This window comes from Aquirufa esocilacus, assembly GCF_042715595.1.
Classification (GTDB): Bacteria; Bacteroidota; Bacteroidia; order Cytophagales; family Spirosomataceae; genus Aquirufa; species Aquirufa esocilacus.
Genome location: NZ_JBBKXX010000002.1, coordinates 386,274 through 410,180 on the forward strand (window position 1 = coordinate 386,274; position 23,907 = coordinate 410,180).

At 41.5% G+C, this 23,907-nt stretch carries 32 protein-coding genes; 8 read left to right on the forward strand and 24 right to left on the reverse strand.

Translation table 11 applies throughout. From position 1 onward, the window contains the following. Positions 1-59 precede the first annotated feature (59 nt). On the forward strand, positions 60-1,196 hold the full coding sequence (locus tag SKC37_RS07205; RefSeq protein WP_377980826.1) for a Fic family protein: 1,137 nt from the start codon (positions 60-62) through the stop codon (positions 1,194-1,196). Here the strand turns inward: SKC37_RS07205 and SKC37_RS07210 are convergent, their stop codons facing one another. The 4 genes from SKC37_RS07210 to fabV all read right to left on the reverse strand — a co-directional run bounded on the left by SKC37_RS07210 (position 1,197) and on the right by fabV (position 3,631). Further along, complete coding sequence (locus SKC37_RS07210; RefSeq protein WP_377980827.1) at positions 1,197-1,748, reverse strand: sugar O-acetyltransferase; 552 nt, start codon at positions 1,746-1,748, stop codon at positions 1,197-1,199. Between the two features lie 3 nt (positions 1,749-1,751). Next, positions 1,752-2,114, reverse strand: a complete 363-nt coding sequence (locus SKC37_RS07215; RefSeq protein ID WP_377980828.1) for a cyclophilin-like fold protein — start codon at positions 2,112-2,114, stop codon at positions 1,752-1,754. 79 nt (positions 2,115-2,193) lie between these two features. After that, complete coding sequence (locus tag SKC37_RS07220) at positions 2,194-2,427, reverse strand: hypothetical protein (protein WP_377980829.1); 234 nt, start codon at positions 2,425-2,427, stop codon at positions 2,194-2,196. A 1-nt stretch (position 2,428) separates the two neighbouring features. Then, positions 2,429-3,631 carry an enoyl-ACP reductase FabV gene (fabV, locus tag SKC37_RS07225; RefSeq protein ID WP_377980830.1) on the reverse strand — a complete coding sequence of 401 codons (1,203 nt, stop codon included), beginning with the start codon at positions 3,629-3,631 and terminating at the stop codon, positions 2,429-2,431. Positions 3,632-3,741: 110 nt separating this feature from the next. On the opposite strand from fabV, the gene SKC37_RS07230 reads away from it, so the two are divergent. Then, positions 3,742-4,155, forward strand: a complete 414-nt coding sequence (locus SKC37_RS07230; protein ID WP_377980831.1) for an SRPBCC domain-containing protein — start codon at positions 3,742-3,744, stop codon at positions 4,153-4,155. Here SKC37_RS07230 and SKC37_RS07235 read toward each other — a convergent pair. The 5 genes from SKC37_RS07235 to bla all read right to left on the reverse strand — a co-directional run bounded on the left by SKC37_RS07235 (position 4,148) and on the right by bla (position 8,839). Beyond that, complete coding sequence (locus tag SKC37_RS07235) at positions 4,148-6,619, reverse strand: zinc-dependent metalloprotease (RefSeq protein WP_377980832.1); 2,472 nt, start codon at positions 6,617-6,619, stop codon at positions 4,148-4,150. The genes SKC37_RS07230 and SKC37_RS07235 overlap by 8 nt on opposite strands. Before the next feature lie 116 nt (positions 6,620-6,735). Then, positions 6,736-7,290 carry a hypothetical protein gene (locus SKC37_RS07240; RefSeq protein ID WP_377980833.1) on the reverse strand — a complete coding sequence of 185 codons (555 nt, stop codon included), beginning with the start codon at positions 7,288-7,290 and terminating at the stop codon, positions 6,736-6,738. Positions 7,291-7,384: 94 nt separating this feature from the next. Continuing rightward, positions 7,385-7,612, reverse strand: coding sequence for a hypothetical protein (locus tag SKC37_RS07245; protein WP_377980834.1), 228 nt, complete (start codon positions 7,610-7,612; stop codon positions 7,385-7,387). A gap of 38 nt (positions 7,613-7,650) precedes the next feature. Continuing rightward, positions 7,651-8,097, reverse strand: coding sequence for a QcrA and Rieske domain-containing protein (locus SKC37_RS07250; protein WP_377980835.1), 447 nt, complete (start codon positions 8,095-8,097; stop codon positions 7,651-7,653). A gap of 37 nt (positions 8,098-8,134) precedes the next feature. Beyond that, positions 8,135-8,839, reverse strand: a complete 705-nt coding sequence (bla, locus tag SKC37_RS07255; protein ID WP_377980836.1) for a subclass B1 metallo-beta-lactamase — start codon at positions 8,837-8,839, stop codon at positions 8,135-8,137. A 161-nt stretch (positions 8,840-9,000) separates the two neighbouring features. On the opposite strand from bla, the gene SKC37_RS07260 reads away from it, so the two are divergent. After that, positions 9,001-11,424 (forward strand): TonB-dependent receptor domain-containing protein, encoded by a 2,424-nt coding sequence (locus SKC37_RS07260; RefSeq protein WP_377980837.1) that lies wholly within the window; start codon positions 9,001-9,003, stop codon positions 11,422-11,424. Here the strand turns inward: SKC37_RS07260 and SKC37_RS07265 are convergent. Then, a complete protein-coding gene (locus SKC37_RS07265; RefSeq protein ID WP_377980838.1) occupies positions 11,421-11,867 on the reverse strand; it encodes a DinB family protein in 447 nt (148 codons plus the stop codon). The genes SKC37_RS07260 and SKC37_RS07265 overlap by 4 nt on opposite strands. Before the next feature lie 39 nt (positions 11,868-11,906). On the opposite strand from SKC37_RS07265, the gene SKC37_RS07270 reads away from it, so the two are divergent. Continuing rightward, positions 11,907-12,125, forward strand: a complete 219-nt coding sequence (locus SKC37_RS07270) for a DUF4287 domain-containing protein (protein WP_377980839.1) — start codon at positions 11,907-11,909, stop codon at positions 12,123-12,125. On the opposite strand, the gene SKC37_RS07275 is transcribed toward SKC37_RS07270, so the two are convergent. From SKC37_RS07275 to SKC37_RS07315, 9 genes are all read right to left on the reverse strand, one after another. Next, complete coding sequence (locus SKC37_RS07275; RefSeq protein ID WP_377980840.1) at positions 12,122-12,379, reverse strand: Txe/YoeB family addiction module toxin; 258 nt, start codon at positions 12,377-12,379, stop codon at positions 12,122-12,124. The two genes, SKC37_RS07270 and SKC37_RS07275, sit on opposite strands and share 4 nt — an antisense overlap. Beyond that, entirely contained in the window at positions 12,379-12,630 is a 252-nt protein-coding gene (locus SKC37_RS07280) for a type II toxin-antitoxin system Phd/YefM family antitoxin (RefSeq protein ID WP_252624698.1), read from the reverse strand. Before SKC37_RS07280 ends, SKC37_RS07275 begins: the two co-directional genes overlap by 1 nt. 110 nt (positions 12,631-12,740) lie before the next feature. Then, positions 12,741-13,292, reverse strand: a complete 552-nt coding sequence (locus SKC37_RS07285; protein WP_377980841.1) for a nuclear transport factor 2-like protein — start codon at positions 13,290-13,292, stop codon at positions 12,741-12,743. A gap of 146 nt (positions 13,293-13,438) precedes the next feature. Then, a complete protein-coding gene (locus SKC37_RS07290; protein WP_377980842.1) occupies positions 13,439-13,885 on the reverse strand; it encodes a winged helix-turn-helix transcriptional regulator in 447 nt (148 codons plus the stop codon). A gap of 24 nt (positions 13,886-13,909) precedes the next feature. After that, positions 13,910-14,788 carry a sugar phosphate isomerase/epimerase family protein gene (locus SKC37_RS07295; RefSeq protein ID WP_377980843.1) on the reverse strand — a complete coding sequence of 293 codons (879 nt, stop codon included), beginning with the start codon at positions 14,786-14,788 and terminating at the stop codon, positions 13,910-13,912. 64 nt (positions 14,789-14,852) lie between these two features. Next, the gene (locus SKC37_RS07300; RefSeq protein WP_377980844.1) at positions 14,853-15,479 is read right to left on the reverse strand and encodes an SCO family protein; all 627 of its coding nucleotides are present in this window, start codon (positions 15,477-15,479) and stop codon (positions 14,853-14,855) included. Further along, entirely contained in the window at positions 15,457-15,861 is a 405-nt protein-coding gene (locus tag SKC37_RS07305; protein WP_377980845.1) for a toxin-antitoxin system YwqK family antitoxin, read from the reverse strand. The genes SKC37_RS07300 and SKC37_RS07305 overlap by 23 nt, the downstream gene beginning before the upstream one ends. Beyond that, a complete protein-coding gene (locus tag SKC37_RS07310) occupies positions 15,861-17,180 on the reverse strand; it encodes a YHYH protein (protein ID WP_377980846.1) in 1,320 nt (439 codons plus the stop codon). Before SKC37_RS07310 ends, SKC37_RS07305 begins: the two co-directional genes overlap by 1 nt. Further along, positions 17,180-18,178, reverse strand: a complete 999-nt coding sequence (locus SKC37_RS07315; RefSeq protein WP_377980847.1) for a YHYH protein — start codon at positions 18,176-18,178, stop codon at positions 17,180-17,182. The genes SKC37_RS07310 and SKC37_RS07315 overlap by 1 nt, the downstream gene beginning before the upstream one ends. Positions 18,179-18,262: 84 nt before the next feature. Between SKC37_RS07315 and SKC37_RS07320 the strand changes: the two genes are divergently transcribed. From SKC37_RS07320 to SKC37_RS07330, 3 genes are read left to right on the forward strand one after another with little or no spacing between them, the layout of a single operon-like run. Further along, positions 18,263-18,808: an RNA polymerase sigma factor gene (locus SKC37_RS07320; protein WP_377980848.1), complete on the forward strand. Its 546-nt coding sequence runs from the start codon at positions 18,263-18,265 to the stop codon at positions 18,806-18,808. Then, positions 18,805-19,071 carry a hypothetical protein gene (locus tag SKC37_RS07325; protein WP_377980849.1) on the forward strand — a complete coding sequence of 89 codons (267 nt, stop codon included), beginning with the start codon at positions 18,805-18,807 and terminating at the stop codon, positions 19,069-19,071. Before SKC37_RS07320 ends, SKC37_RS07325 begins: the two co-directional genes overlap by 4 nt. Before the next feature lie 4 nt (positions 19,072-19,075). Then, positions 19,076-19,534: a hypothetical protein gene (locus tag SKC37_RS07330; RefSeq protein WP_377980850.1), complete on the forward strand. Its 459-nt coding sequence runs from the start codon at positions 19,076-19,078 to the stop codon at positions 19,532-19,534. On the opposite strand, the gene SKC37_RS07335 is transcribed toward SKC37_RS07330, so the two are convergent. The 4 genes from SKC37_RS07335 to SKC37_RS07350 all read right to left on the reverse strand — a co-directional run bounded on the left by SKC37_RS07335 (position 19,531) and on the right by SKC37_RS07350 (position 23,001). Then, positions 19,531-21,876, reverse strand: a complete 2,346-nt coding sequence (locus tag SKC37_RS07335) for a TonB-dependent receptor (protein ID WP_377980851.1) — start codon at positions 21,874-21,876, stop codon at positions 19,531-19,533. The two genes, SKC37_RS07330 and SKC37_RS07335, sit on opposite strands and share 4 nt — an antisense overlap. A 75-nt stretch (positions 21,877-21,951) precedes the next feature. Continuing rightward, positions 21,952-22,236 carry a hypothetical protein gene (locus SKC37_RS07340; protein ID WP_377980852.1) on the reverse strand — a complete coding sequence of 95 codons (285 nt, stop codon included), beginning with the start codon at positions 22,234-22,236 and terminating at the stop codon, positions 21,952-21,954. Further along, complete coding sequence (locus SKC37_RS07345) at positions 22,236-22,610, reverse strand: putative quinol monooxygenase (RefSeq protein WP_377980853.1); 375 nt, start codon at positions 22,608-22,610, stop codon at positions 22,236-22,238. Before SKC37_RS07345 ends, SKC37_RS07340 begins: the two co-directional genes overlap by 1 nt. Position 22,611: 1 nt before the next feature. Further along, complete coding sequence (locus tag SKC37_RS07350) at positions 22,612-23,001, reverse strand: DUF1398 domain-containing protein (protein WP_377980854.1); 390 nt, start codon at positions 22,999-23,001, stop codon at positions 22,612-22,614. Positions 23,002-23,072: 71 nt separating this feature from the next. Between SKC37_RS07350 and SKC37_RS07355 the strand changes: the two genes are divergently transcribed. Beyond that, a complete protein-coding gene (locus SKC37_RS07355; protein ID WP_377980855.1) occupies positions 23,073-23,423 on the forward strand; it encodes a hypothetical protein in 351 nt (116 codons plus the stop codon). Here SKC37_RS07355 and SKC37_RS07360 read toward each other — a convergent pair. After that, complete coding sequence (locus SKC37_RS07360; protein WP_377980856.1) at positions 23,420-23,905, reverse strand: hypothetical protein; 486 nt, start codon at positions 23,903-23,905, stop codon at positions 23,420-23,422. The genes SKC37_RS07355 and SKC37_RS07360 overlap by 4 nt on opposite strands. Positions 23,906-23,907: the final 2 nt, after the last annotated feature.

Below are 23,907 nucleotides of genomic sequence, written 5' to 3' on the forward strand. Positions count from 1 at the left end.
TTTGGAGGCACTAAAGTAAAATAACGGATTTTTTATTTTACTTTGCATAAAAGTTAATAATGATCGATTTAGCTCAATATACTTCCGGGAAACTCATAAAACACCCAACGGGCTACACGTATTTTGTACCCAGTAAAATCAATGAGCAGTGGATTTGGGATAATGCTCAAATCAATGCCCTACTAGAAAAAGCAGCCGCTAAACTGGGGGAGTTAAATTCGTTCTCCAAGCTTGTACCGAATATCGACCTATTTCTTCAGCTCCATATCACAAAAGAAGCTGTTATTTCCAGCAGAATTGAAGGAACAAAAACACAAATAGATGAAGCTCTTTTAGAGGAAGAAGATATCTCCCCTGACCGCAGAAATGATTGGCAAGAAGTAACCAATTATGTAAAGGCACTTAACAATGCCATTGTGGATTTAGAGACCTTACCCATTTCCGCACGTTTGATTAGAAAAACGCATGGTATTTTGCTGAATAGCGTGCGTGGAGAACACAAACAGCCAGGAGAATTTAGAAAAAGCCAAAATTGGATAGGTGGAAATTCTCTACTAGATGCGATCTTTATTCCACCCAATCAAGAATTAATATCCGAATTAATGAGTGATCTTGAGTCGTTTTTACACAACCAAGCTATTCAGATTCCTGCCTTAATTAAAATTGCGATAGTGCATTATCAGTTTGAAACGATTCACCCTTTTTTAGACGGAAATGGACGTATAGGACGTTTACTTATTCCGTTGTTTTTAGTAGACCAAAAAATCCTCGAAAAGCCGCTACTTTATATTTCAGCCTTTTTTGAAAAAGATAAAAGTCTGTATTATGATAATTTAACACGCGTAAGAACCAAAAGTGATATGACACAATGGCTAAAATATTTCCTCGTGGGAATATTGGATACGTCTGAAAATGCGATTGAAACCTTGAATCGTGTTTTGTCACTAAAAAGCCGACTAGAAGAAGAAATGGCTACCACTTTTGGGAAAAGAAGCCAAAAAGCAAACCTGCTTCTCCAATACTTATTTGAAAAACCGGTCGTCCACGTTAATCAAGTAAAAGAACTGACCAATTCCTCCTTCAAGGCGGCAAACGACTTAGTTAACAATTTTGTAGAAGCTGGTATTTTGAAAGAAATGACAGGAAAAAACAGAAATAGACTATTTATTTTTGAAAAGTATATTCAGCTATTTTAATTAGATATTTTTAATGTGCTTCGCCGGCACCCCACCCACAATTGTATTAGCAGGCACATCTTTCGTCACCACCGCACCAGCTGCCACAATCGAATTTTCGCCTACCGTAACGCCCGGTAATATAATGGCACCTGCTCCCAGCCATACATTTTTGCCAATGTGAATCGATTTCAGATCCAGACTTTTGCGATTGCTCGGATCCACCGGATGATTTTCCGTAACTAATTTCACTTGCGGCCCTATCAAGACATCGTCTTCAATCGTGATACCACCTAAGTCTAAAAACGAACAGCCGTGGTTAATGAACACGTTCTTACCTATCGTCGTATGCTTTCCAAAGTTGGTTGAAAATGGCGCTAAAACAGTCGTGGATGGATCGATGCTTTGGCCTAAAATTTCAGATAAAATCGCGCGAATCTCCTCCACATTGCCTGAAGCATTCAGCTTAGCAGATAGCGCAATCGTTTGATTCACGATCTCCCAAACCTCCGTCCATTGTGGGTCAGTGTGCGGAATAATTCCGCCGGCACGCATGCGTTCGAAAATGTTCATCTTTTAGGGATTAAGCTCAAATTTCACTTGACAATTCCCGGCACCTAGAGCTTTCGCTAAACCAGCTGTATCCGTTACTTTTCCAATACGCGTGTAACGATAGGGCGTGGAAAAAGATTCGTAAAAAAGGACCAACACATTATTCCCATATAGAAGTAAATCCCCGGATTGTATTTTACCTACCAATTCTGCTTGAGTAGGTAAAGCCTGTTTTAATTCAGCGTATTTTTCATTGCCATTCAACTCCACCATAGATAGGGTAAAGGGCAATTGCTTTAATAAGGCCGTTGTGCTTTCGCTCGCCTGTAAATTAGCCTGAAATACCTGTGAGCCAACGGATATTTTTAAACGTGGGGTTTCCATCATTTCTCGAATAGAGGCTAAGCAAACATAATTAACACATGCGAATATGAGAATAAACCCCAAAATGGCGTTTTTCATTTCCTTAAAAATAAAATTGGGCCAAAGCTTTTAACGCCTTTGGCCCAATACCATGTACTTTTTGCAAAGTCACAAAATCAATCTTTTGTAAATCCGAAACCTGCTTTACTTGCAAATTAACTAATGCCCGTAAAGCTGGTTGGGCTAAACCTATCGAATGAAAAACGATGTCCATTTGGGCAATAGCGTCCTGATAATCAAGTCGCTTTTCGGAATCATTTTTCAGCTCGCAAGCCATCCTATTTCACTACCGTAATCAATCCCGGAATCTCGACCATTTCGTTCGCCTCCGCCGCGTAATCTACGCCATCAAATCCGAAACCAAATAGGTTTAAAAAGTCTGATTTATACCCAGCTAAATCGCCAATGGCAGTCAAGTTTTCTGTCGTAGCTCCTTTCCATAATTCGGCCACTTCTTTTTGAACTTCTGGATTCATTTCCCAATCGTCGATACGGATACGTCCTTTCTCATCTACTGGAATGGTTCCATTTGTATAAAGACGCGCGCTGAATAGGCGTTGGATTTGCTCGATGCAACCTTCGTGCGTGCCTTCTGCCTTCATTATTTTGTACAATAAGGAGATGTATAAAGGAATGACTGGAATCGCTGAACTGGCTTGTGTTACTAAGGCTTTGTTCACTGAAACGAAGGCTTTGCCTCCTATTTTGGCCAAATCATCCGTAATCTTAAACGCCGTAGCCTCTAAATGGTCTTTCGCCATTCCGATCGTTCCTTTGCGGTAAACCGGCTCCGTTACTTTAGGTCCAATGTAGGAATACGCAACGGTCATCGCACCATCCGCTAAAACGCCCGCGTTCAACAAAGCGTCCATCCACATCGCCCAATCTTCGCCACCCATCACTTCCACCGTGTTCGCGATATCTTCATCACTGCAAGGAGTAATCGTCACATCTGAAACAATCCCTGTGTGGAAATCAACCGTTTTATCTGTGAATGTATCGCCGATAGGCTTCAAAACCGAACGGTGCAACACGCCTGAAACCGGGTGCTGACGCACGGGTGAAGCTAAGCTGTAGATTACTAAATCGATTTGGCCTAAATCAGCCTTGATTAAATCGATCGTCTGCTCTTTTACCTCGTTAGAGAACGCGTCGCCATTAATGCTTTTCGCATAAAGACCCGCTTTGCCTGCCGCTGCTTCAAAAGCAAGGCTATTATAATATCCAGGAGAAGCCGTTTTGCCTTCTGCAGGTGCTTTTTCAAAGAAAACGCCAATCGTCGCAGCATCCGATCCGAATGCACTCGTGATGCGAGAGGCTAAACCAAAACCCGTTGAGGCTCCGATCACAAGCACTTTTTTAGGGCCATCGATGGCTCCTTTTGACTTCACATAGTCAATTTGATTTAATACGTTTTTTTCACAACCTTTCGGGTGCGATGTCAAACAGATAAACCCTCTCATTCTAGGTTCAATAATCATAGTGCTTGTATTTTGTTTGTGCAAATATAGTTAAAGCCCTATATTTTACATAATAATGAGAAAAAGGTCTGAGCTTTTGATAGATTTGCAAAAAAATCAACGAATCACTTATGGCTTTCATTACGATTGAATCAACGATAAACGCGCCCATCGCGCAAGTTTGGGAGAAATGGACAACACCCGAACACATCCAAAACTGGAACTTTGCTTCCCCCGATTGGCATTGCCCATCGGCGAAAACAGACCTACAAGTAGGCGGTGAATTTCACTATGAAATGGCGGCAAGAGATGGGTCGGCGAGCTTTGATTTTTGGGGTACTTTCCAACAAATCGAGGAACAAAAATCACTCGACATTCTGATTGGTGATGGCCGTAAAATGAAAGTTACTTTCGCATCCACCGAAATGGGCACGAAAGTAACTGAACAATTTGAGCCGGAAAATCAAAACCCGGAGGACATGCAACAAGCCGGCTGGCAGATGATTTTAGATAACTTTAAAAGCTACGCAGAAAGCGCTATTTAGCAGGTTTCAATATCAACGAAACACGCTCCAAACAATCATCCAAATGGTAGCGCACTTCTTTATCAGCAAACTTTGCTTTCGAAGCCGCTAAACTCGCTTGAAGTGCCTTCAACTCGCCACGCACAATCGAGCGGACATCGGATTGGGCTACTGGATAGCTTTCACGCGACATTAAAACAACAGGCGCCTGATCAGTCATCAACGTTTTCAAACGTTCAATGTAGGCCTTTTGTAAATTACGACGGTATTGATCGATGTTTTTCCCTGAAGCTAATTCGCTCCAAATGCCTCCGCGTACATCTTGAAAAAGATCGATTGTCTTGTAATGATTTGGGGTAGTCAAACCTGAATTATCCAATCGTGCAAAAGTCTCTAAACTTAACATGCGATTCAATGGGCTAACTTGCAAGCTTCTCATCCGATCGATATAACCGGCCATGTTGTGCGTTACTACCTCTCTATTAATCAACCAATCCACATTTGTAAATACATTCGAAATGATCCAGTTAACAGCGGCTTGTTGGCTCGCTTTCGGTACTGGATTATAGGAAGAAATGTTTTGATTTGGTTTAGCATATTGCTCATACACGCCGCCCACCATCGTTGTTACGTGGCCCACATAACGCGACCAAGAACTCAATAATTCATCGTTTAATTCGATCAAATCCTCGTAATCATTGGTCTTTTTGCTCGTCCAATCGGCTAAGTTTTTAGTCACATATTTCAAGTTCTTCACCCCATACGTACTCGCACGAATGGGATCATTTCCGATATCTTCTGTTTGAGAACTTGGATCAAAAGTCGTTCCTTGATTGCCAAAACGGAATCTGGCATCCCCTGTTTTGGCCTCAATCCACTTATCTAAAGTAGGCACTTCATCTTCTGGTCGAACCGCGTCTGGTAAAACTCTATATCCCCAATTCACGGCATAGTTATCATAAGGCCCCATTTGTCGGATGTAGCGAACGCCCTGGTCACCCGGCTGCGCGATGTAATTAAAGCGCGCATAGTCCATAATACTCGCAGAGATTCCCTCCTTATTCGTGAAGTCTGCTTTGCGGTAATTCTCCACCTCATACGAGCTGCTGGCCCCCATATTGTGTGGGAAACCTAAAGCGTGACCCACCTCGTGCGAAATCACCATTTCCATCATTTCACCAATGTCCTCCTCGCGCGTATCAAGGGTACGAGCGTTCGGATTAGACGCTCCCGTTTCTAATAAGAAACGGTTACGGTACGAACGTAAATGGTTATGGTACCAAATAATGTCACTCTCAATAATCTCTCCAGAACGCGGATCGCTGACGCTTGGTCCTGTTGCATTTCGGGTGGTACTCGCCACATAACGAATCACCGAATAGCGAATGTCTTCTGGTGAAAAATCTGGATCCTCCGCCGCGGTCGGTGGATCTTTGCAAATAATGGCATTTTTAAACCCGGCCACCTCAAAGGCTTTTTGCCAATTCTCCACTCCTTTTTTCATGTGCTTGCGAAGCTTCATCGGAGTCGCTGGATCCAGGTAATAGACAATCGGTTTGATCGGTTCAACTAGTTCCCCGCGCTTGTAAGCGGCCATGTCTTTAGGCTCTAGACGCCAGCGTTGGATATAGGATTTTTGAACGGATTTTAATTCCTCACTAGAGTAATCGTATTGCTTTTGGGTGAAATAACCCACGCGCTCATCAAATAAACGGGGTTTCATCGGCTTCTCTGGCAACAAAATCATCGACTGATTCATCTGCAAACTAATGGTCTCAGTGTAGGCAGTTGCAGATGGTTTCGAAGCATTGTAAGTGAAATCTTGTAACACCTCGATGTTCAACGGGAATGATTTGATAGAACGAATGAAACTCCGAGACGCATCTAAATTTCTTACCCCATGTGTCACGCGCAAGGAGGCATCCAATGCGCTCATCGCTGGAATGTCACTGCTATAAAACTTCGTTACATCGATAACGACATTTGAAGAGTCTTTGCTATATGTTTCAATATCGAACATATACAAAGTAGGCTCGTAATTATTTGCCTTGACCGATAAGCTAATGGGCAAGGAATCCGCTGCAACAGCCACATAGGATTTGATTTTGATTAAGATCTTTTCTTGGAACTTTTCCCACACAATTAATTGCTCGCGTGAGGATGTTCCTGCATTGACATAGCCGCCGCCGATGCCCGTTGGAAGTTTGGCGATTTGGCTAACTAATAACATGTCTTTCCCTAGGTGTTTTTTCGGGATTTCGAAATAGAATTTGTCGCCTATTTGGTGAGTGGTGAATAGTCCTTTTTTAGATTTAGCCTCTTTCGTAATAACCTGATCGTAAGATTTAGCTTTCGATACGGGCCTCTTTGCGGCGGAAGAATCCGCTGATTTTGGCTGCACGGCTGCAGGTGATTTAGTGGTTTGCCCAAGGCTTAAAAAAGTAGCGGCTAGTAGACCGCAGCTGAGTAGAAGTGCTTTTTTCATTCGTTATTTGAATTTGGTCCAAATTAATGAAATAATTTTTTAATCCACGAACGCCTTGTAGGCTAACCATAAAAAAAGCCCTCAAATGAGGGCTTTCAATTTAGTTAATTTAGCTATTATTTCACTTCCACATCAAAACTAAGATCAATATCCGTGCTTCCGCCCGCTTCTTGACCCGTCTTCACTTTCACCCCATTTAATTCTGGCTGGTGCTTTAATAATAGATTTAATTTACCCGTTCCGGCTGTGGACTGAGTCAAAATGGAGGAGGATAATCCGATAGGTAAACCATTTTTGTCCTTGTCCAAAATAGTCGTCGTTAATAAAGCCGCCGGCGTTGTCTTGTATACAAAAAGATGCACATCTGATTCTTCGTCGATTTCCTGGGTAATATCTTTTACCGGAGATTTCGTATCGTCATAAACCCCGACAGAAACGGAATAGGTTACTCCCTTATTTAACACGATTTTATCAAACTTTTCAGGAGCCGTTTTCGGGTCCCCATCCTTATCTTGAAAAGTATAGGTAAGGGTAGTCTTCGCGGCTACATCTGTGAATTTTAATTCCACACGCGTGATTAACTCGTTGTCATCTGTAGGTTCAATCTCCTCCTCTTTTTTACAAGATGTAAACAGTAGCGCGGCAAATAAAATGGGTAGGTATTTTTTCATATAATGTTGATTTATTAATGGGCCAAAGTTCCGCACAGAATCTCCAAATAGTACCCCCAATCGTCTATTGAATCTACTGATTTCGTCTACGCAATTATTGCGGTCTATAAATTGCACCGGTTACAAAATCAACAATTGCTCCTGGCCAAAACAAAAGTACATCAGCAATCAATGCTGCACTTCTAATTTCTCTGGCAGGTTTTCCTGGAACCGGCTTAGTTCGTTGGTATTCTGTTACTCTTCCTCCGAGTACAGTCGCACAAGAGCTCATTGAGGCAAGTATTGCCAAAGCAAATGCAGTTTTAATAAGTGATTTTTTCATAAGGCATTTCGTTTTATCTATTTCAAAGATAAACTAATTTATGCCTTGACGGTCAAAGTAGAACCAGTAATTTCAATCGTTAATTTCGTTAGACCCTTTGTCGCTGGACCTTGCACTAAAGCCCCATTTCCACTGAACGAAGATCCGTGAGCTGCGCAGAAAAAGGAGGAAGTTGAATTATTGTATTCCACCGTGGCACCGGCATGAGGGCAAACAGAAGAGAACGCTAAAAAACTAGTGACGGCATTTCCGGACGCGGTACGGATGACGATGGTGGAACTTTTGGCAACAAAATCGTTGATGTTTTTTAACTCTGAATCTAAATTTACTGTGGTCCCCGCTGAATTTCCTGACGGATTTGATCCAGTAGCTGGCGGCATAGGCCCAGGGCTTTCTGAGGAACAAGCAGCAGCCATACAAGCAACACAGGTTGCGGCTAAACCACCGGATAATTTGTGTAAGAACTCTTCGCGATTCATGTTCATCTAAGTAGCTATTTTTCAAGCTATAAACCAGATAAACTTAGTTTTGTTTCGTGAACAATTTTTGCGTGTAATCCAGCAAACTCAAGCCCCCAGCTTCCCCATGTCCAGGAACCACATGTTTCGCACGCGGAAATGCCTTTTTTACTTTTTCCACGGTGGCAGACCATTCATCTACATTTGCATCGCCTAGATAGCCCTTAGATGCGCCCATTTCTTTAATCAAACAGCCCCCAAACAACACCTTTTCGCCAGGAAAATAGCCCACCACGTTATCCCACGTATGGCCTTGGCCTAAAAATTTGATCCAAACTTTTTCGCGTCCTATTTCCAATGTTAAAGAATCTTGAAAGCCCTTTTTAGGTACTTCAGCGCCACTATTTTTTGCTAATTCTACCGTTAAGTTATTAGCGTATGAGCGTATTCCGGCATCATGAAATGCCTTTAGACCGCCTAAACAATCATTATGAAAGTGAGTGGGAACTACTGCAATGATTTGGCAATGTAATGAATCTTGAACCAAACGAATTAATGCTTTTGCACTTTGATCATCCGTGGGCGTATCAAAAACAAGGGCTTGCTGCCCATTTCGAACCACTAAACCATTGCAAGGAACATGGCCAAAATCCTCCGTTTGTAAATAGGAGGTATGGATAAAGGTATTTTTCGTGAGCTGCTTTAACAATACTTGTTGGGCTTGAGCAAGAGGTGCGCTAATTAACAATAAAAATAGAATTCGTTTCATCCGGCTTTAATATTAGAATCCCAAAATTACCTTTTTCAACACATCACCACCGAAACAGTCCCTAAAAAATCTTATTTAAAATAATTCTAAATAGTGTTGCGTGAGTCGCGTCTGCTTTCTACATTTGTGTTCTATTTAAAATTAGTCTAAATAAAGTTTAAATGAAAAAAGTGCTATTCGCCTTCGTATTACTACTTAATTTCTCCTCACTTGCACAATTAGGCTCTATCTCAGGCCTAATTTTGACGGAGTCGAAAGAAGCTCTTCCAGGAGCAACAGTCACTTTAGTGGGGACTGTTCGTGGTGTGCAAACGAATGCAAAAGGTCATTATAACCTCAAAGGATTAAAGCCAGGGCAATACACCATTCAAGTGAGTTTTGTGGGTTATAAAACCCAATCGCAGGATGTCAACCTTAAAGAAGGCGAACAGCAAGAAGCAAATTTTATACTAAGCGACGTGACAGAACTTCAAGGCGTTTCGGTCACGGCTCAATCAGGCGTAAAAGGCAATTCCTTTTTACCTCAAGTCAACGAATACACCATAACAGCAGGCAAAAAGAATGAGGTGATCTTACTCGATAACCTACAGGCGAATTTAGCGATGAATAATTCTCGCCAAATCTTCTCTAGAACTCCGGGAATCTCGGTTTGGGAAAGTGATGGTTCCGGGATTCAATTAGGGGTGGCCTCGCGCGGATTATCGCCTAATCGTTCTTGGGAATTTAATGTGCGCATGGACGGATACGATATCACGCCAGACCCGATGGGCTATCCAGAAGCGTATTATACGCCCCCGATGGAAGTAGTGGATCGGATTGAAATCATTCGGGGAGCGAGTTCTTTGCAGTATGGGCCACAGTTTGGAGGGCTGATGAATTTCGTTCTTCGCAAGCCTGATCTTTCTACAAAGCTGGTAGTGGAAAGCCAAAACACCACCGGAAACAATGGCCTCTTCAGCTCCTTTAATTACGTGGGTGGAACCGCTGGACGTTTAAGTTATACAACCTACTATCAAAAACGCGTAGGAAATGGATGGCGCCAAAACTCCTATTTTAACACGGACCATTCCCATGCGGAAGTGTCTTATGCGCTTTCTAACAAACTTAAAGTAGGAGCTCAACTCACCTATATGTATACACAAAGTCAACAAGCGGGCGGTTTGACTGATACAGAATTTGCCCTCAATGCACAGCAAAGTAAGCGCGCGCGAAACTGGTTTAGTAATCCTTGGTTCATCTACGCGCTAACTGCGGACTATGTCATTTCCGCGGATTCGAAACTGAGTTTGAAATATTTTGGGACGACGGCTGAACGCAATTCTGTGGGTTTTACGAAGGCGATAACGGAGGTGGATCCGATGGGAAATAGGCAGGTCGATCGCGATTTTTACCAAACAAATGGTACGGAATTGCGCTACTTAGTGAACTATCAAGTAGGATCTTGGAAGAATACAGTAGCTACAGGTTTGCGGTATTTCGCTGGAGAAATCAAACGCAAGCAACTGGGGGTAGGAAGCAATGGAAACGGAATGGATTTTAATATTCAAGGGCTATACACCCGCGACTTAGAATTTCATAACACGAATTACGCAGCTTTTGCAGAGACCATTCTGAGACCATCAGAACGTTTGCTGGTGACGATGGGCGCACGTTTGGAACAAATCGAAACACATATGATTGGGCAATCTGGGTTAAGCACTACCGGTTCGCCCATCGCAGCCACACCAAGTACGCGAGGAAGGTCTTTCGTTTTACTAGGCGCAGGCACGGAATATAAGATAAGCGCTAACACAAAAATCTATAGCAACATTGCGCAAGCCTATCGGCCCGTATTAGCTTCGGACCTTTTACCCCCTGCCACCACAGACGTGATTGATCCGAATTTATCGGATGCCAAAGGCTTTAACTTTGACCTAGGATACCGAGGCGAACTAGGTAATTATTTGACCTTTGATGTAGACTATTTCTACCTCGATTACGATAACCGCGTAGGGACTATTTCGCGTACAAATATGGAGGGAAAGATCTACCAATACCGCACAAACCTAGGGCATTCGGTTTCCAAAGGCGCAGAGGCCTACATCGAATTTAGCCCTACCACCGCGTGGCTAAAAGGGGCAAAAATCGGTAATATCTCTGTATTTGCCTCTGTCGCTGCCATTCAGGCGCGCTACCTCGATTTCAAAACAACAGCTGTGGTAAGCGGTCAAATTTTGGAGGGTAATTTAGCCGGGAAAAGCGTTGAAAATGCGCCAGAAAAAATCAATCGCTACGGAATTACGTATTCGAAAAAAGGACTTTCCCTGAGCTGGCAAATCAGCGACATTGGTCAAGCTTTTGCGGATGCCAGCAATACGGTTGCGGCAAACGCTGCAGCGACCACGGGTTTAATTCCAGCGTATCAGGTGCAAGATATTTCTGGGTCTTACAAGTTTAAAAAGTACGCTCAGCTGAAATTTGGAGTGAACAATCTAAGTGATGCTCGCTACTTTACCAGAAGATCTGGCGGCTATCCGGGACCGGGAATTTTACCTGCAGATGGACGGACTTGGTATGTGGGATTGAATGTGAAGTTTATGAATTAACTCAAGATCCGTCTGTGGTAATTTATTTGGCCTAAATGATACGCCAAATGTGTCTCCAAATGGATAAAAATATAAGAGACCGTTTTCTCTTCATCGAAAATCTTGATGGGATAGATTTTACTCAGATTTTCAGCCGGAAAATCACCTAAAACCTGCAATACAATCGGATGAATTTCATCCAACATAGCTAGTAATTTTGCTCGGGGAATTCCCGTCGCAGAAAACTCAAGCGGGCGATCACGAACATATCCTGTATTCGCGTAAACTGCCCCGAAAAACGTGTTCAAATTACCCATCAAATGCAAAAATACATTGCCCCCAGGATTTGAAATCCCTGGAGTCTTTTTCCAAACCGAAGCATCATCGAGGTAAGATTCGATTTCGTTTCGAAGCGACTTCAGGTCGCGATCGTAAAGGGATATAAGATCTTTTAATGTGCTCATTTTTTTTAATTATTTAGCGCTACCAAAAGTACTAACATTATGTCATTCCAAGCCTACCTAAATAACATTCAAGCCAAAACCGGTAAAAGTCCAGACGAGTTTAAATCATTGGCAGAACAAAAAGGCTTTCTGCAAAACGGGAAACTGGTACCTTCTGTAAAAGCTACAGACGTCACCAATTGGTTAAAAGACGAGTTTCAATTAGGCCATGGACATTGTATGGCGATTTGGGCGCTTTTTAAGGGGAAGACGGATTAGTCGTAATGAAAACGACACTTCGCGATTTGGATTTCATCATCCACGATTCGATAGATTAATCGATGTTCTTCGTCAATTCTTCTCGACCAAAATCCCGCATAATTGAATTTTAATGCTTCTGGTTTTCCGATGCCCTCAAATGGATTTCGCGAAATATCCTTTACCAACTCATTGATCCGCTTGATTTTGTGCTTATCAATTTTCTGCCAATACAGATAATCCTCCCAAGAAAGCTCCGTAAATACGATTTTCATTATTCAGCGAGGTCCTTATATACTTTCTTGCCTGCTCTTAATGATTCGATAGATTCATCCAATCGCTGTTGATTCTTGCGAGAGGAAAGTTCATGCTGTGTGCTTTTAAGGGAATTATATTCCTCTAAAGACATTATTACAACCCCAGAATCCTTTCCTCGGTTTATAATTAGGGTATCAAAGCTTTCGGTCACACGATCAAAATAACTCTTAATATCTTTCCTGAAGTCTGATAAAGTAGTCGTTAACATAATGTACAATTTTATGTACAAATATATGTACATAATTTCGGAAAAACTTCATTGCCACAAATAAAAAGAGGGACACATTGCCCCCCTTTTTATCAAACCCTAAACCAATTTTATTTCTTTTGTGATGCTGCAACTTCTTCATACAATGTAGTAGGGTCAAAGAAGCGGTATTCGCGAACGATTTTATCTCCTTGCCAAATAAAAGCAAGGTGCAATGGTGCAGAAACTTCTTTATTCGTAAACTTTCCTTTACCCGTCCACACACACCAAACTCCTGTATGCTCTTCTCCATTTGCAAATTTTAAAGTCATGATGTTGTCCGTAGTTACCTTGATGTTCGAATAAAAATCATGGTTCATACGCTCATTTGCAGCAAAACCTGCGCGTCCACCTGGATTGGCTTTCGTTTTCCCGCCTTCTTGGTTTGCAGCCATTTGATCGTAAATCTGAACGGTATCTACATAGTACTCATAAATCTTACTGGAATCATTCTTCATGTAAGCTTCCAAAAGCTCTTTCACCTTTGCAGACTTTTCATCTTGTGAGGAAAACGTTCCAGAATGGGGATCTGATGATGTCGAAGCATCAGCCGTTTTTGTTTCTGGTGATGAGCAAGCAAACATTGCAGCGATGACCATCAGGGGTAGTAGTAATTTTTTCATAGTATAATTTAGAATTGTTATGTTTGCCAAATATAAGTATCATTTTGATACTAAAAACATTTTCTAGATTATTTCCCAAAAAAATAAAGCAACAAAAAAGCCCTCGGAAAATTCCGGGGGCTCTAAAAATCGAATAATAAGATTACTTAAATAACAAGGGATTCTTTAAATGACTTATAACTTTCAATCATCTCATTGATATAGTTATCCTTGTCGTTTTTCATACGCGTTTTTACCACTTCGGTATACGTATCTCCTAAATGATCATAATAAAAATCGGTGGTAAACAACGCGATTTCTACCATGATAGGAAATGTTTCCATCCCTTTTTCTTCTAAAAGGTAATGCACATTTTTCTTGTTGACTTCTCCTTTTTTTCTACTGATATATCCAAGTGATTCCAGTTTTTTAAGCCGATTCGAAAGCATTTTACTCGGCATTAATTCTGGTGCAGCCTTGAATTCATTAAACGTAGACTTATGAAGAAACAACATATCTCGCAGAATCAATAGGGTCCATTTATCCCCAAAAACATCCAAACCGGTTGCTACTGGACACAAAGACCGAAACTGTACTACTGTATCATTTTCCATAACGGTCGCATAAGTACACTAAGATTACTTAAATCCTATCTTTTCTAAACCCTTATGGCTGATCACGATTGCCTCTAAAGCCGTTTCATTGAAACAAGCATCTTGCTCTACGAAATAGTATTGCATGCCAGACAATTTCTTGTTGTCTAAAATACGTTTGAAATCAATCTTTCCATTTCCTACTGGAGCGAAACGACCTTGATCATCCATATCCTTTACGTGCCAAATTTTGAAACGACCTGGGTAGCGTTTGAAATAATCCACTGGATCTGCTTCAGCTTTAGTTACCCAATATAAATCCATTTGGAAGTTAACGTGCTTCGGATTGCAATGCTCTAATAGATATTCGATAGGTACAATACCCTCTGCATCTTTTCTGAATTCGAAATCGTGGTTGTGGTACAATAACTGCAAGCCACCAGCGGTACATTTCTCGCCTAATTTGTCTAAGATTTCTGCCAAATTCTTAGCGCCACCTTTCATCGCCATACGCTTATTCACATTATCAAACGTAAACAATCCCATAGGAGGAACTGGAATGACAAAGTACTTGAATCCTGCTGCTTTTAAATCTGCGATTTGTTGATCGATATTTTCAAAAGTAACCGTTCCTTGGTGAGCAGAAATAGGCGTTAATTTCATCTCATCTAATAATGATTTGAAATCCACTGGAGATAGATTATAAAATTTGCCATTGTTGTAACCGGCAGATTCTACGTTTACATAACCCGCTTGCGCTACTTTTTCCAAGGTTGCACGCGCATCTTTCATCGCATCACGAACCGTATATAAGGCTAAACCTCCGAAACGCTTGTCCGATTGAACTTCTTTATCCGTTGCTTTGAAGGAGAATAGGGTCATGGCCAACATGGCACATACCGCTACTATTGATTTGATTTTCATAGTTACTGAATTAAAAATTTTGTTGAAAATTCAAGTTAATGTATTTTTTCGATAAAATAAGCCCTTACTCCTGCAAAAGCAATTTCATGTCCTCTATGCATTGATCTGCATCTAAGGGAATCGTGCCATTATAAATCCCGCGAATGCGGCCTTTTTGATCCACTAAAATGATGTGCTCTGTGTGTAAAAACTCGTTTGTATCCTTATTATAACCGATAGACTCTTCTGCAAAAAAGGATTGGCGGGCGAGGGTGTAGATGGATGCTTTGGGGCCCGTTAACAATGACCAATTCGATGAGGAGATTTGGAATTTTTCGCCAAATTTATGCAGTGTCTTCACATCGTCGAACCAAGGCGTTACGGTAAAAGAAACAAGGGCTACCGTTGAATTTGACTGAAAAGCTTTTTCGATGCGCTTCATTTGAGCGGTCATATCAGGACAAATATTGCTGCAGCGCGTAAAAATGAAGTTCGCGACGTACACTTTCCCTTGAAGTGATTCACTGCGGAATAATGTACTGTCTTGATTATAAAAGGCAAAAGGTTTAATGCGGTGCGTAATTTTCGAACTAGCCTCCGCCTCACTGATAAAATAGGGATTGAAATCAGGGGTGTTATAAAAAGGAATTTTCGAAACAGGGGTTTCCGAACAAGCCACTAAGAAAATACTAATAAGCCAATAATTTCTCATCCCGATTCTTGCAGTTTTTAGTGCCTAATAAACCATAGCGGCGACCGTTTATGATCACAAAATTCGAACGAATTTTGCCGTTTGCATGCCACATTTTTTGGACTCCTTCTTCTTGTCCATTTTTGTAATGGGCTAAGTGAAAAAGTTGTCCATTTTCAGCCCATTCTTTAAGCTCTCCTTCGTATGCATCATTAACCGCAGTGTATTCAAAACGCTTCTTGCCATTCTCCCAAAACGCCGTTTGCAAACCCTGCCGAACTCCATTCTGAATGTATCGAATTTCCCTAATCTGACCAGATGGGAAATACTTTTTTTCGACTACGGTTTTCGGCTCTGATTTAGAACAGCTCCATAAAAAAAGAAGAAGTACAGCGTATCTCATTATTGTGTTAGTGTTCCTGGCGTACCATAAAAACCATTACCGTTTAAATAAGGTGCTTCTGACGTAAAATGATAGTGGTAAATTCCATTCGGATAATCTACTGTGGCGTGGCTATGTCCATGGTACACATCTAAATTTGCATTCGTCACCGCAGAACCCGTTTCTTCTTGCGGCCCATATACCGGGAATCCGTCCAAAAGGAATCCCATTAGGCCGGATTTAGTCGACTTAACGGTGGTTAGATGCAAAGGTTCCACGTGGTAGTGGTATACCCCTGAGTTTTGTGGATGACCATAAAACTGATCAAATCCCGCCATTTCTCCCTTTAGTTCTTGATTGTTCGGGCCGGCATACTGATTGAAAAATGGTACACCATTTAAAGCAATACCGATGGGACCTAAAGGTGTTGCTGCATGATTTGTTGCCATTACAGGGTTAGCAGGAATTTTGAACGTAGCCGATTGTTCGATGATGGAATTCGGATTTTTTTCAAAAATATATCCTCCAAAAGTAAGCCCAGAATACGACTGATATAGACTATTGGTCGTTGCATAATAAGGACTTTTATGATCCGGCAACCCATTTACTTTGATGGAAATAGTCGTCCCATCACTCGTCACACTAGATGCACCATAGATTTTCTTATAAACGGCTGGAACTTCGGCTGATGAGGCAGCTGGAGTAACAGTAGAATCATCTGTTGAACAGGCGAAAAATAACGTGGCTAATGTGACTACGCTGATGGATTTCTTCATGGGATATTTAAGTAAGAGAAGTAATAAAATAGGAGCAATAAAAAGGAGATAATAATAGTTAAACGCCTGCTCAGAATCTACAGTAATTCCCGTAGGCTGAATGTGTACCTGAGCTGAAAAATGATTCGAAGATTGTAATACGAATTGATTCGATTCTGTGGCACCGTCAATGACTTTAAAAACCATCAAGTGGCTGTTAAGCTCTTTAAATAACTCATTTTCCACAGAAATTTTAGCTGCATCCGCGGGCAAACCAATCAACGTAAATTTCAAATCCGTTTGGTGGCCTAAATGACATTGGCCATCATTTAGCGTTACCAATTGTAGAACCCCCGACTTGATTTTAATGGCGCTTTTGACCTGCTGAATTAACTCTTTTTGAAAGGCTTCGGCGGAGCTAAATTTTTTGTTCCCCAGCGCACTTTCAAATGCCTCTAACGACGCACTAAGGTGCGCGGTCCACTGCCCTTTCGAGTCTCGCACAAGTGCAAATGTGGAGATTTGTGGACTATGTCCAAAAACGCCCAGCGGCAAAAAAAACAGCAAAATCAGTAGTCTACGCATTAATTAGTGGTTATTTCAACGCTTCCTTGCGCACCGTGAAAACAACCGATGAAACTGTTGCTTCCTGCTTTGGCCACATGATAATGATAACCCCTGGTCGTGTCATAATGTCCGCGGCAAGCATCTAAATCTGTCGGTTCTTTATTCGTTTTATCTAACAATTCATACATCCCAAAACCGTCCATCGCATACCCAATCATCGCAGCATGACCATCCGATTGTTCTACTTTCTTGCTTTTCCCGGTAGCAGCATGGTAATGGTAGCCCGTTGCCCCATTGACGTGACCGCCCGCGTCATCCATCGGAGCTAAGGTATAAGCGCCTAAAATAGCTTGCGTAGGTGCGGGTGGATCAAAATTAATTCCGTTAAAAGCGACTCCTACCATACCGCCAGGAGCGCCGCCACCTAAGGTTGTTGTCCCGTTCGTTTTAATCGGTTTAACAGGAATATAATAAGTTAATTTAATGTTAGAGAAATAAGTGGGCTGGCATTCCACGCAATAATTATTGTATTGTGGATCTACGTCAGGACGTGCAGCAGCCTGGCAAGCTTCTTTAGTGTTTGTCACTTTAATGGTTCCGTCGCTTCTAATTAGATTCCATTTTGAATCATTATAAAAAGTGGCCAAATTTTTCACAAACGCTCCATCCACATCATAGATATTCCCTTTTTCAAACCAAAGCCCCCCCTTACTAGCATCATCCGTCGCATTAGTGGGACACCAAGGGCCCATGACATGATCCGTAGGTGTTTTAGAAGTAGTGATTTTATAACACATCGTGGTCGTACCATTTGAAAGTGTTTTTTCTACTTTAGTGATGGTTCCCACTAAACCTGCTGGGATAAAAAGCGTAGGGTCAACCTCTAAAATGACGTCAGTGGCATTAGATGGGCTAATATCTTCCGATTGTGAACAAGCTGTTAGTAATAAACAGCTGAAGATTATTTTAATGGATTTACTTAACATGAGGTTTTCCTTTTTTGTTCTTAGATGCATCGTATCTAGAATTCCTTCGGATTAAAAAATATTTTTATTTCCCCCGAAGAATTTGGAAAGCAGAAACATCTAAGGTATGATTGAATGATGGATCGGGAAATTAGGGATTTGATTTCGGGTGACGAGTTGGCTTTCCGGGCTTTGGTAAAAGAATACCAAGGCCGGGTTTTCCATCACGCCATGCAGATTCTACGGAACCGAGAGGAAGCAGAGGATGTGTGTCAAGAGACGTTCATTCAGGTGTATGAATCGATTAAATCGTTTAAGGGTCAATCTTCGCTGAGTACGTGGATTATTCGGATTGCAATTAACAAGGCTTTGGAAAAGCTTCGAAAAGAAAAACGACGAGCCCAGTTGCGGGAATTATTGCCCTGGTGGATGCCAAACGAATCTAAAAGCTATGAGTCCACGGAACTCCACCCGGATATTCAATTAGAAAATAAAGAAAAAGCGCTGTCACTTTACCGCGCCATTGACCGATTAAATCCAAACCAACGCGTTGCCTTTACGCTGATAAAATTAGATGAAATGTCGTATGCCGAGGCCAGTGAATTGATGAACTTAAGTATCAAAGCTATAGAATCGCTCGTCAGTCGTGCGAAAGAAAACATTAAAAAAGAGTTGAAATGAAAGAAGACCCATTAGACGAACAATTGCAGGTCCTTCAAGGCCTACAGTGGAAAAATCAAACAGAGGTGTTAGATCATTTGTTTGATACCATGCAAGAAAAAGAGCAAAGCGAGTCAATGCGCTGGATGGCGGCGGCAAGCTTCGTAGCTATATTTTTCTCCGGTGCCCTATTTTATGCCGGGAAACAAACGCAACAAGAAATCGCCCAAATTCAACTGGAATCCGTAGCTAAATCCTACGCAGCAAACAATTTAACCTATTAAAACCATGGTAAATCAACGCAAAAAAGTGTGGACTTGGGTATTTGGTATTGGCCTGTTCATTAATGTGCTAGCGCTCGGATTTTTTGTTTTCAACGAATTCCAACATCGTCCCTTTCCTGGCGGTCCACAATTAAAAAATGTCATCGCCGATGAACTTCAATTCAATGAACAGCAGCGGACCATTTATGCTGGTTTCGTCAAAAATCACCAAGATCAATCGGCCGAAATTAGAAATGAGATCGCTAATGCTAAAAAAGCCTATTACCAATTTGAACATAAAAATCCGCAAGCCCTGCAACAATTAACAGCGACTTACGGAAAATTAGATTCATTGAATTATGCTCACTTTCGCGATATCCGAGGACTATGCAAAGGCCCTCAAATTAAGGCCTTTGATCGCTTAGTGGAAAAGATTTTAACGAGTTCGAACTTTGGTTTTATGGGACCTAAGTCGAATCGTTAAAACTGCCATTTATACACCACATTAGGGAAGAAGCCTAGTTGGTATTTCGTGTTGATGCTTTGGCTTTTATTGTCATAATTCTGCGAAAAAATATTCTTGTGATTCGTCACATTTTGCAAATCCAACGAGACCGTATGTGAACGGTTTTTGTTCGCGCTATTTAAGGTATATCCTACCTTGAAATCTACCCGGTAATAATTTTCATAGAAACTCGAATACTCCTCAGAAGATAGTTGTTCGCGACTGGTTGCTTTAGAATTCAAAAGGTCAATCGGAGTGTAAGCCCGCCCTCCTGCATTCGTATACTTTACATCAATCGAAATCTTATTTCGACCAGCGCGACCAACCGTCCATTCTTTTCCCCCTAATACATTAAAAATATACTTGCCATTAAAGGCTGTATTTCGTTCAATGCCATCACTGGCGACATATTTTGAATCATACAAAGAGGTCGTAAATAGGCCATAATACCCGTCGCTGAAAAACTTCTCCACCGTTAATTCAAGGCCATAATTCTTGCCCGTTCCTTCATTAACCAAACTATCCTGTAAATCTGTTTTAAATGTCGCACCCGTATTCAACATCGAATAACTGCTAGAATATGACGTAACCGGAACATTATAAATAGACTGGTAATACGCCTCTGTCTTAATTCTCCAGTCCTTCCAAGGCTGAACATTATAACCTAAAACCAAGTGGTGACTTTTCGTAAAGTCCAAACCTTGATTTGTGTAACTCTTGCTTCCGCTCGGATTTGTGCTAGCTAAAAAATAAACATTGATCGGCTGCAGTTGGGCATTCAATCCGTAGCCAAAATTCAAACTACTATTATCCGAAGTTGCATAAATCAAGCCCAAACGTGGCTCCACAGAAGTAGAATTATTCAACGAAAATAATTGGGTATTCAAACCCGCATTCATCGTCAATCTTTCGCTAACATCGTATTTAACGTGAGCAAATGCTTGGGCAAGGTTCGTGCTACTATTATAATCCCAAAGCTGCATATAGGTGTCTCTAGCCCTATTTTTAGTTTTATAATTCAAATACAGATCAATCACTTCGTTTCGAATTCCCACCTTAATAAAGGTCCGTGCATTTAGTTTTGAATGGTAAGTGGAACTAAAATTATAGCTCGTTCGAGCTACATTATTTACCTCTTTAATAAAGTCGAGGTTGTCGTTTCGGTCAAAATCATAGGACGTTTGGTCATTGCTAGAGTAGCTTACGCCCAAGGTCGAGGTAATGTATGACTTTGATGTCAATTGCTTAAAGTGATTCAAGCCTGTGATTCCTATTTTACTCGCAAAGTCGACCTGATTTCCGTTCCCATATAAACTACTAGAACTTCCTCCACTGATTTCAATCGTACTGTTTGCCAAAATCCCAAACAAGGAGAATTTACCATATTTACTGGTGCCGCTCGCCACTTTAAATGACAAGTCTTGGTACGTCGGCAAGGCAGTGGTACCGATGTCCACGCCCATTTTTTGAGCTACTCCTGCTAATGAATAGCGATATCCCACCACATAAGATGCGTCACTTTTCTTTGAAAATGGCCCTTCTGTCGTCGCTTCCAAACCGGTTATTACACCCATTTGTAAAGTGGTCTCTCGCTTTTTATTATTCCCAGAACGGAAGCCTAAATCAAAAACACCGGCCGTCGCATTCCCATATTCAGCAGGAAAAGCAGAGGTAAAGAAATCCGAATTTTTTAAGAGGTTCGTATTAAGAGCACTTACGGCTCCACCCGTCGTACCCACGGAGGCAAAATGGTTCGGGTTAGTCACATTCATTCCATCGATTCGCCACAAAACACCCACTGGAGAATTGCCCCGGATAACGATATCATTTCGGCTGTCGTCCGGCGCAGAAACACCAGCAAAATTGGCGGCTAAACGCGCTGGATCTGAACGACCTCCCGCATAACGATTCACCTCTTCCATCGAAAACGTTCGAGCGCTAACACTCGCTAATTTATTTATCGTTCCGCCCTTGTTACTGGCTTTAACAACGACTTCGCTGAGTTGATTAAACAACTCCTCTAATTGAATATCTAGGATTACTTCTTTCCCAGAAATGACAATCACATTCGGAAGTGTGACGTTTTTATACCCCACGCTAGTGACCTTAATTTCATAGCGATTAGGGGGAATGTTTTTCAAACTAAATTGGCCCAAACTATCCGTTGCCACTCCTTTTTGCAAAGATGCAATTTGAATGCTGGCCCCCGGAATGGGTGTTTGAGAAAGTTTGTCAGTAATAACACCACGTATGGTTTGGGTGTTGTTTTGGGTCAAAGCGTTGAATGAAATCAACAAAAGAATGGATAGGAAACGCCACATAGGAGGATGATTAGTAAATAATTAAAGCAGAATTGCTTATTATTCACTTAGATGCTCCAAGCAAAGAATTCCTTCTTAGGTGTTTAAAAAATAAGAAACTAAGTTCGCCCATTCTTCCTCCAGCGAATAAGTAGGCCGCGTCTTTTTCGCACGAGCATACCAATAATCTGCATTCCAAATGTCCCCCTCCTTACGGTGCAAATAGGCATGAACCCAAGCAGAGTCACGGTCACCGAGCTGATCGATGAGCGCATGAGCTTGATCCCAATCGCCTTTGGCATCGTACCAAAGACTTTTTAAGACTATAGATAGCTGCGGATCAGGCGCTGGTTGCGACAAAGATTCTTTAAATAATTTCATCAGAAATTTTCTTTCTTAGCTAGGCAAACGACGTCCGTATCGATCAGTTCGAGTGACAAAACCATGTCCTTTACCGCATCTTTGTATTTCTTAAAATGGGGCGTTAAAATGTGAGACTGATAGGCTTCTACACTCGCATAAACTTCGAAAATAATGATACTTGTCGCATCTTTTTTATCCGCCACCGCTGTGTACGATAAAACGCCAGGTTCCACTTTTATCGCGGCATTCATCTGCTCATTTAAAAGCGATTTATAGACGTCGAGTTGCTGCGCATCGACTTTGATTTTCGCTATGCGGTGCATGCGATTGGATTCCTGCGCATAGATTTGGCTAGACATTAGCAGAAATAGAATGAAGAAAAAGTGTTTCATTTTAAGTAGGGATTTGTTCTGTCAAAACTTCGTTCCCCGCGATATCGAAATAGGTACAGGTTAATTTTTCGAGGTTCACTTCCAATTTTTCGATGCCCGTTTCAGCGCACATGTGAATGAAAGTGGGGTAGTCTGTTTTGCCTTGTTGGTGGGCTATTAGCTCTGATTTAAATAAGGGTATATTGGCAGTTTTTGCTTTGGCCAAAGCCTCATATTTTCCGGTAGCCTGAACTAGATACTCTTCCGCGCCAAAATAATCGATGTGCCCATCCGCAACAAATGCTATGTAATTCGTGACTCCTAACGCTTTCAAGTCGCGAATATATGGAGGAAAATCGGCCCCTGATTTAACGAGGCTGTGGGCGGAGGTTATTTGGTCAAGGGTAAACATCAGGTCATTTTATAATTCTCAAAGCTAAAACTTTTCATCCTAAAAGCCGTTAAGCTACTAAACAAACTAAAATGATCAAATCCATTTTTAGCATCCTAATAACCGGAATCTTCCTTTCTGCTTGCAATATGCTTCATTCCACTACTACTATTCAGGCGAACGATGCATTTATACTAGGTAATAATAAACACGGCCAATTTTCTGCAAGTGTAACGAACATTTCAGCTTCTTCATTAACAGTTTGGCAATATCCAATCGATGGGGGACGTCACTCTCCTTTTACGTTACAACCCTCAGCAAATGTGAAACTTAAAGTAGGGAAAAATACCGCTCTTCGAATTGAAAATTCGTCTGATAAATCGGTGGACGTTAAGCTAGATGTAAAAGGTGATGTAGGACTTTCGATGGGATATAAAAACTAATGTTGAAATACGTACTCATTTCGCTTAATCCACTTATCCGTTCCTACAAATATGACCTCTTTCACGATTGAAAATTGCTCCTCTTTCAGCAAATAGGTGTGTCGTAAAACCGCTTTTTTGTTGTCATTTCCATCTTCTCCATCCACTTCGGTAATGAGTTGGAAGTCGCCATTTTGCTCTTTATTAAACGCCACAATCCGGTCTTTGTCAAACAAATTCCCCGTCACATACGTCGTATCTTTTGCATTCGCCTGGGGTTCTTTAGGGTATTCATACAACATGATGAAGCCCTTTTGATCCTGCGTCAAACTGAGCGTTATATTCGCTGCCATGGAGTAGGGTTTGCCGCTACTGTAATCTAAGTAGATCAGTTTGCCCTCCCAAAAACCGATAGATTTAGATAGGTCTTTGACTTGAAAGCTTTGGCCATAAGTCATTGAAAAGAACAAAGAAAAAACAGTAAGTAATAGGGCTTTTTTCATGG

Excerpts from the sequence above, each read along its gene's own strand:
- SKC37_RS07260 (WP_377980837.1), top strand. The coding sequence starts at position 9,001 with ATGAAAAAAGTGCTATTCGCCTTCGTATTACTACTTAATTTCTCCTCA.
- SKC37_RS07310 (WP_377980846.1), bottom strand. The coding sequence starts at position 17,180 with ATGCGTAGACTACTGATTTTGCTGTTTTTTTTGCCGCTGGGCGTTTTT.
- SKC37_RS07245 (WP_377980834.1), bottom strand. The coding sequence starts at position 7,612 with ATGAAAAAATCACTTATTAAAACTGCATTTGCTTTGGCAATACTTGCC.
- SKC37_RS07240 (WP_377980833.1), bottom strand. The coding sequence starts at position 7,290 with ATGAAAAAATACCTACCCATTTTATTTGCCGCGCTACTGTTTACATCT.
- SKC37_RS07355 (WP_377980855.1), top strand. The coding sequence starts at position 23,073 with ATGATCAAATCCATTTTTAGCATCCTAATAACCGGAATCTTCCTTTCT.
- SKC37_RS07230 (WP_377980831.1), top strand. The coding sequence starts at position 3,742 with ATGGCTTTCATTACGATTGAATCAACGATAAACGCGCCCATCGCGCAA.
- SKC37_RS07360 (WP_377980856.1), bottom strand. The coding sequence starts at position 23,905 with ATGAAAAAAGCCCTATTACTTACTGTTTTTTCTTTGTTCTTTTCAATG.
- SKC37_RS07220 (WP_377980829.1), bottom strand. The coding sequence starts at position 2,427 with ATGGCTTGCGAGCTGAAAAATGATTCCGAAAAGCGACTTGATTATCAG.
- SKC37_RS07285 (WP_377980841.1), bottom strand. The coding sequence starts at position 13,292 with ATGAAAAAATTACTACTACCCCTGATGGTCATCGCTGCAATGTTTGCT.
- SKC37_RS07335 (WP_377980851.1), bottom strand. The coding sequence starts at position 21,876 with ATGTGGCGTTTCCTATCCATTCTTTTGTTGATTTCATTCAACGCTTTG.
- SKC37_RS07345 (WP_377980853.1), bottom strand. The coding sequence starts at position 22,610 with ATGAAACACTTTTTCTTCATTCTATTTCTGCTAATGTCTAGCCAAATC.
- SKC37_RS07315 (WP_377980847.1), bottom strand. The coding sequence starts at position 18,178 with ATGCATCTAAGAACAAAAAAGGAAAACCTCATGTTAAGTAAATCCATT.
- SKC37_RS07250 (WP_377980835.1), bottom strand. The coding sequence starts at position 8,097 with ATGAACATGAATCGCGAAGAGTTCTTACACAAATTATCCGGTGGTTTA.
- SKC37_RS07280 (WP_252624698.1), bottom strand. The coding sequence starts at position 12,630 with ATGTTAACGACTACTTTATCAGACTTCAGGAAAGATATTAAGAGTTAT.
- SKC37_RS07325 (WP_377980849.1), top strand. The coding sequence starts at position 18,805 with ATGAAAGAAGACCCATTAGACGAACAATTGCAGGTCCTTCAAGGCCTA.
- SKC37_RS07210 (WP_377980827.1), bottom strand. The coding sequence starts at position 1,748 with ATGAACATTTTCGAACGCATGCGTGCCGGCGGAATTATTCCGCACACT.
- SKC37_RS07300 (WP_377980844.1), bottom strand. The coding sequence starts at position 15,479 with ATGAGAAATTATTGGCTTATTAGTATTTTCTTAGTGGCTTGTTCGGAA.
- fabV (WP_377980830.1), bottom strand. The coding sequence starts at position 3,631 with ATGATTATTGAACCTAGAATGAGAGGGTTTATCTGTTTGACATCGCAC.
- SKC37_RS07340 (WP_377980852.1), bottom strand. The coding sequence starts at position 22,236 with ATGAAATTATTTAAAGAATCTTTGTCGCAACCAGCGCCTGATCCGCAG.
- SKC37_RS07265 (WP_377980838.1), bottom strand. The coding sequence starts at position 11,867 with ATGAGCACATTAAAAGATCTTATATCCCTTTACGATCGCGACCTGAAG.
- SKC37_RS07350 (WP_377980854.1), bottom strand. The coding sequence starts at position 23,001 with ATGTTTACCCTTGACCAAATAACCTCCGCCCACAGCCTCGTTAAATCA.
- SKC37_RS07320 (WP_377980848.1), top strand. The coding sequence starts at position 18,263 with ATGATGGATCGGGAAATTAGGGATTTGATTTCGGGTGACGAGTTGGCT.
- SKC37_RS07235 (WP_377980832.1), bottom strand. The coding sequence starts at position 6,619 with ATGAAAAAAGCACTTCTACTCAGCTGCGGTCTACTAGCCGCTACTTTT.
- SKC37_RS07305 (WP_377980845.1), bottom strand. The coding sequence starts at position 15,861 with ATGAGATACGCTGTACTTCTTCTTTTTTTATGGAGCTGTTCTAAATCA.
- SKC37_RS07215 (WP_377980828.1), bottom strand. The coding sequence starts at position 2,114 with ATGATGGAAACCCCACGTTTAAAAATATCCGTTGGCTCACAGGTATTT.
- SKC37_RS07295 (WP_377980843.1), bottom strand. The coding sequence starts at position 14,788 with ATGAAAATCAAATCAATAGTAGCGGTATGTGCCATGTTGGCCATGACC.
- SKC37_RS07290 (WP_377980842.1), bottom strand. The coding sequence starts at position 13,885 with ATGGAAAATGATACAGTAGTACAGTTTCGGTCTTTGTGTCCAGTAGCA.
- bla (WP_377980836.1), bottom strand. The coding sequence starts at position 8,839 with ATGAAACGAATTCTATTTTTATTGTTAATTAGCGCACCTCTTGCTCAA.
- SKC37_RS07205 (WP_377980826.1), top strand. The coding sequence starts at position 60 with ATGATCGATTTAGCTCAATATACTTCCGGGAAACTCATAAAACACCCA.
- SKC37_RS07270 (WP_377980839.1), top strand. The coding sequence starts at position 11,907 with ATGTCATTCCAAGCCTACCTAAATAACATTCAAGCCAAAACCGGTAAA.
- SKC37_RS07275 (WP_377980840.1), bottom strand. The coding sequence starts at position 12,379 with ATGAAAATCGTATTTACGGAGCTTTCTTGGGAGGATTATCTGTATTGG.
- SKC37_RS07330 (WP_377980850.1), top strand. The coding sequence starts at position 19,076 with ATGGTAAATCAACGCAAAAAAGTGTGGACTTGGGTATTTGGTATTGGC.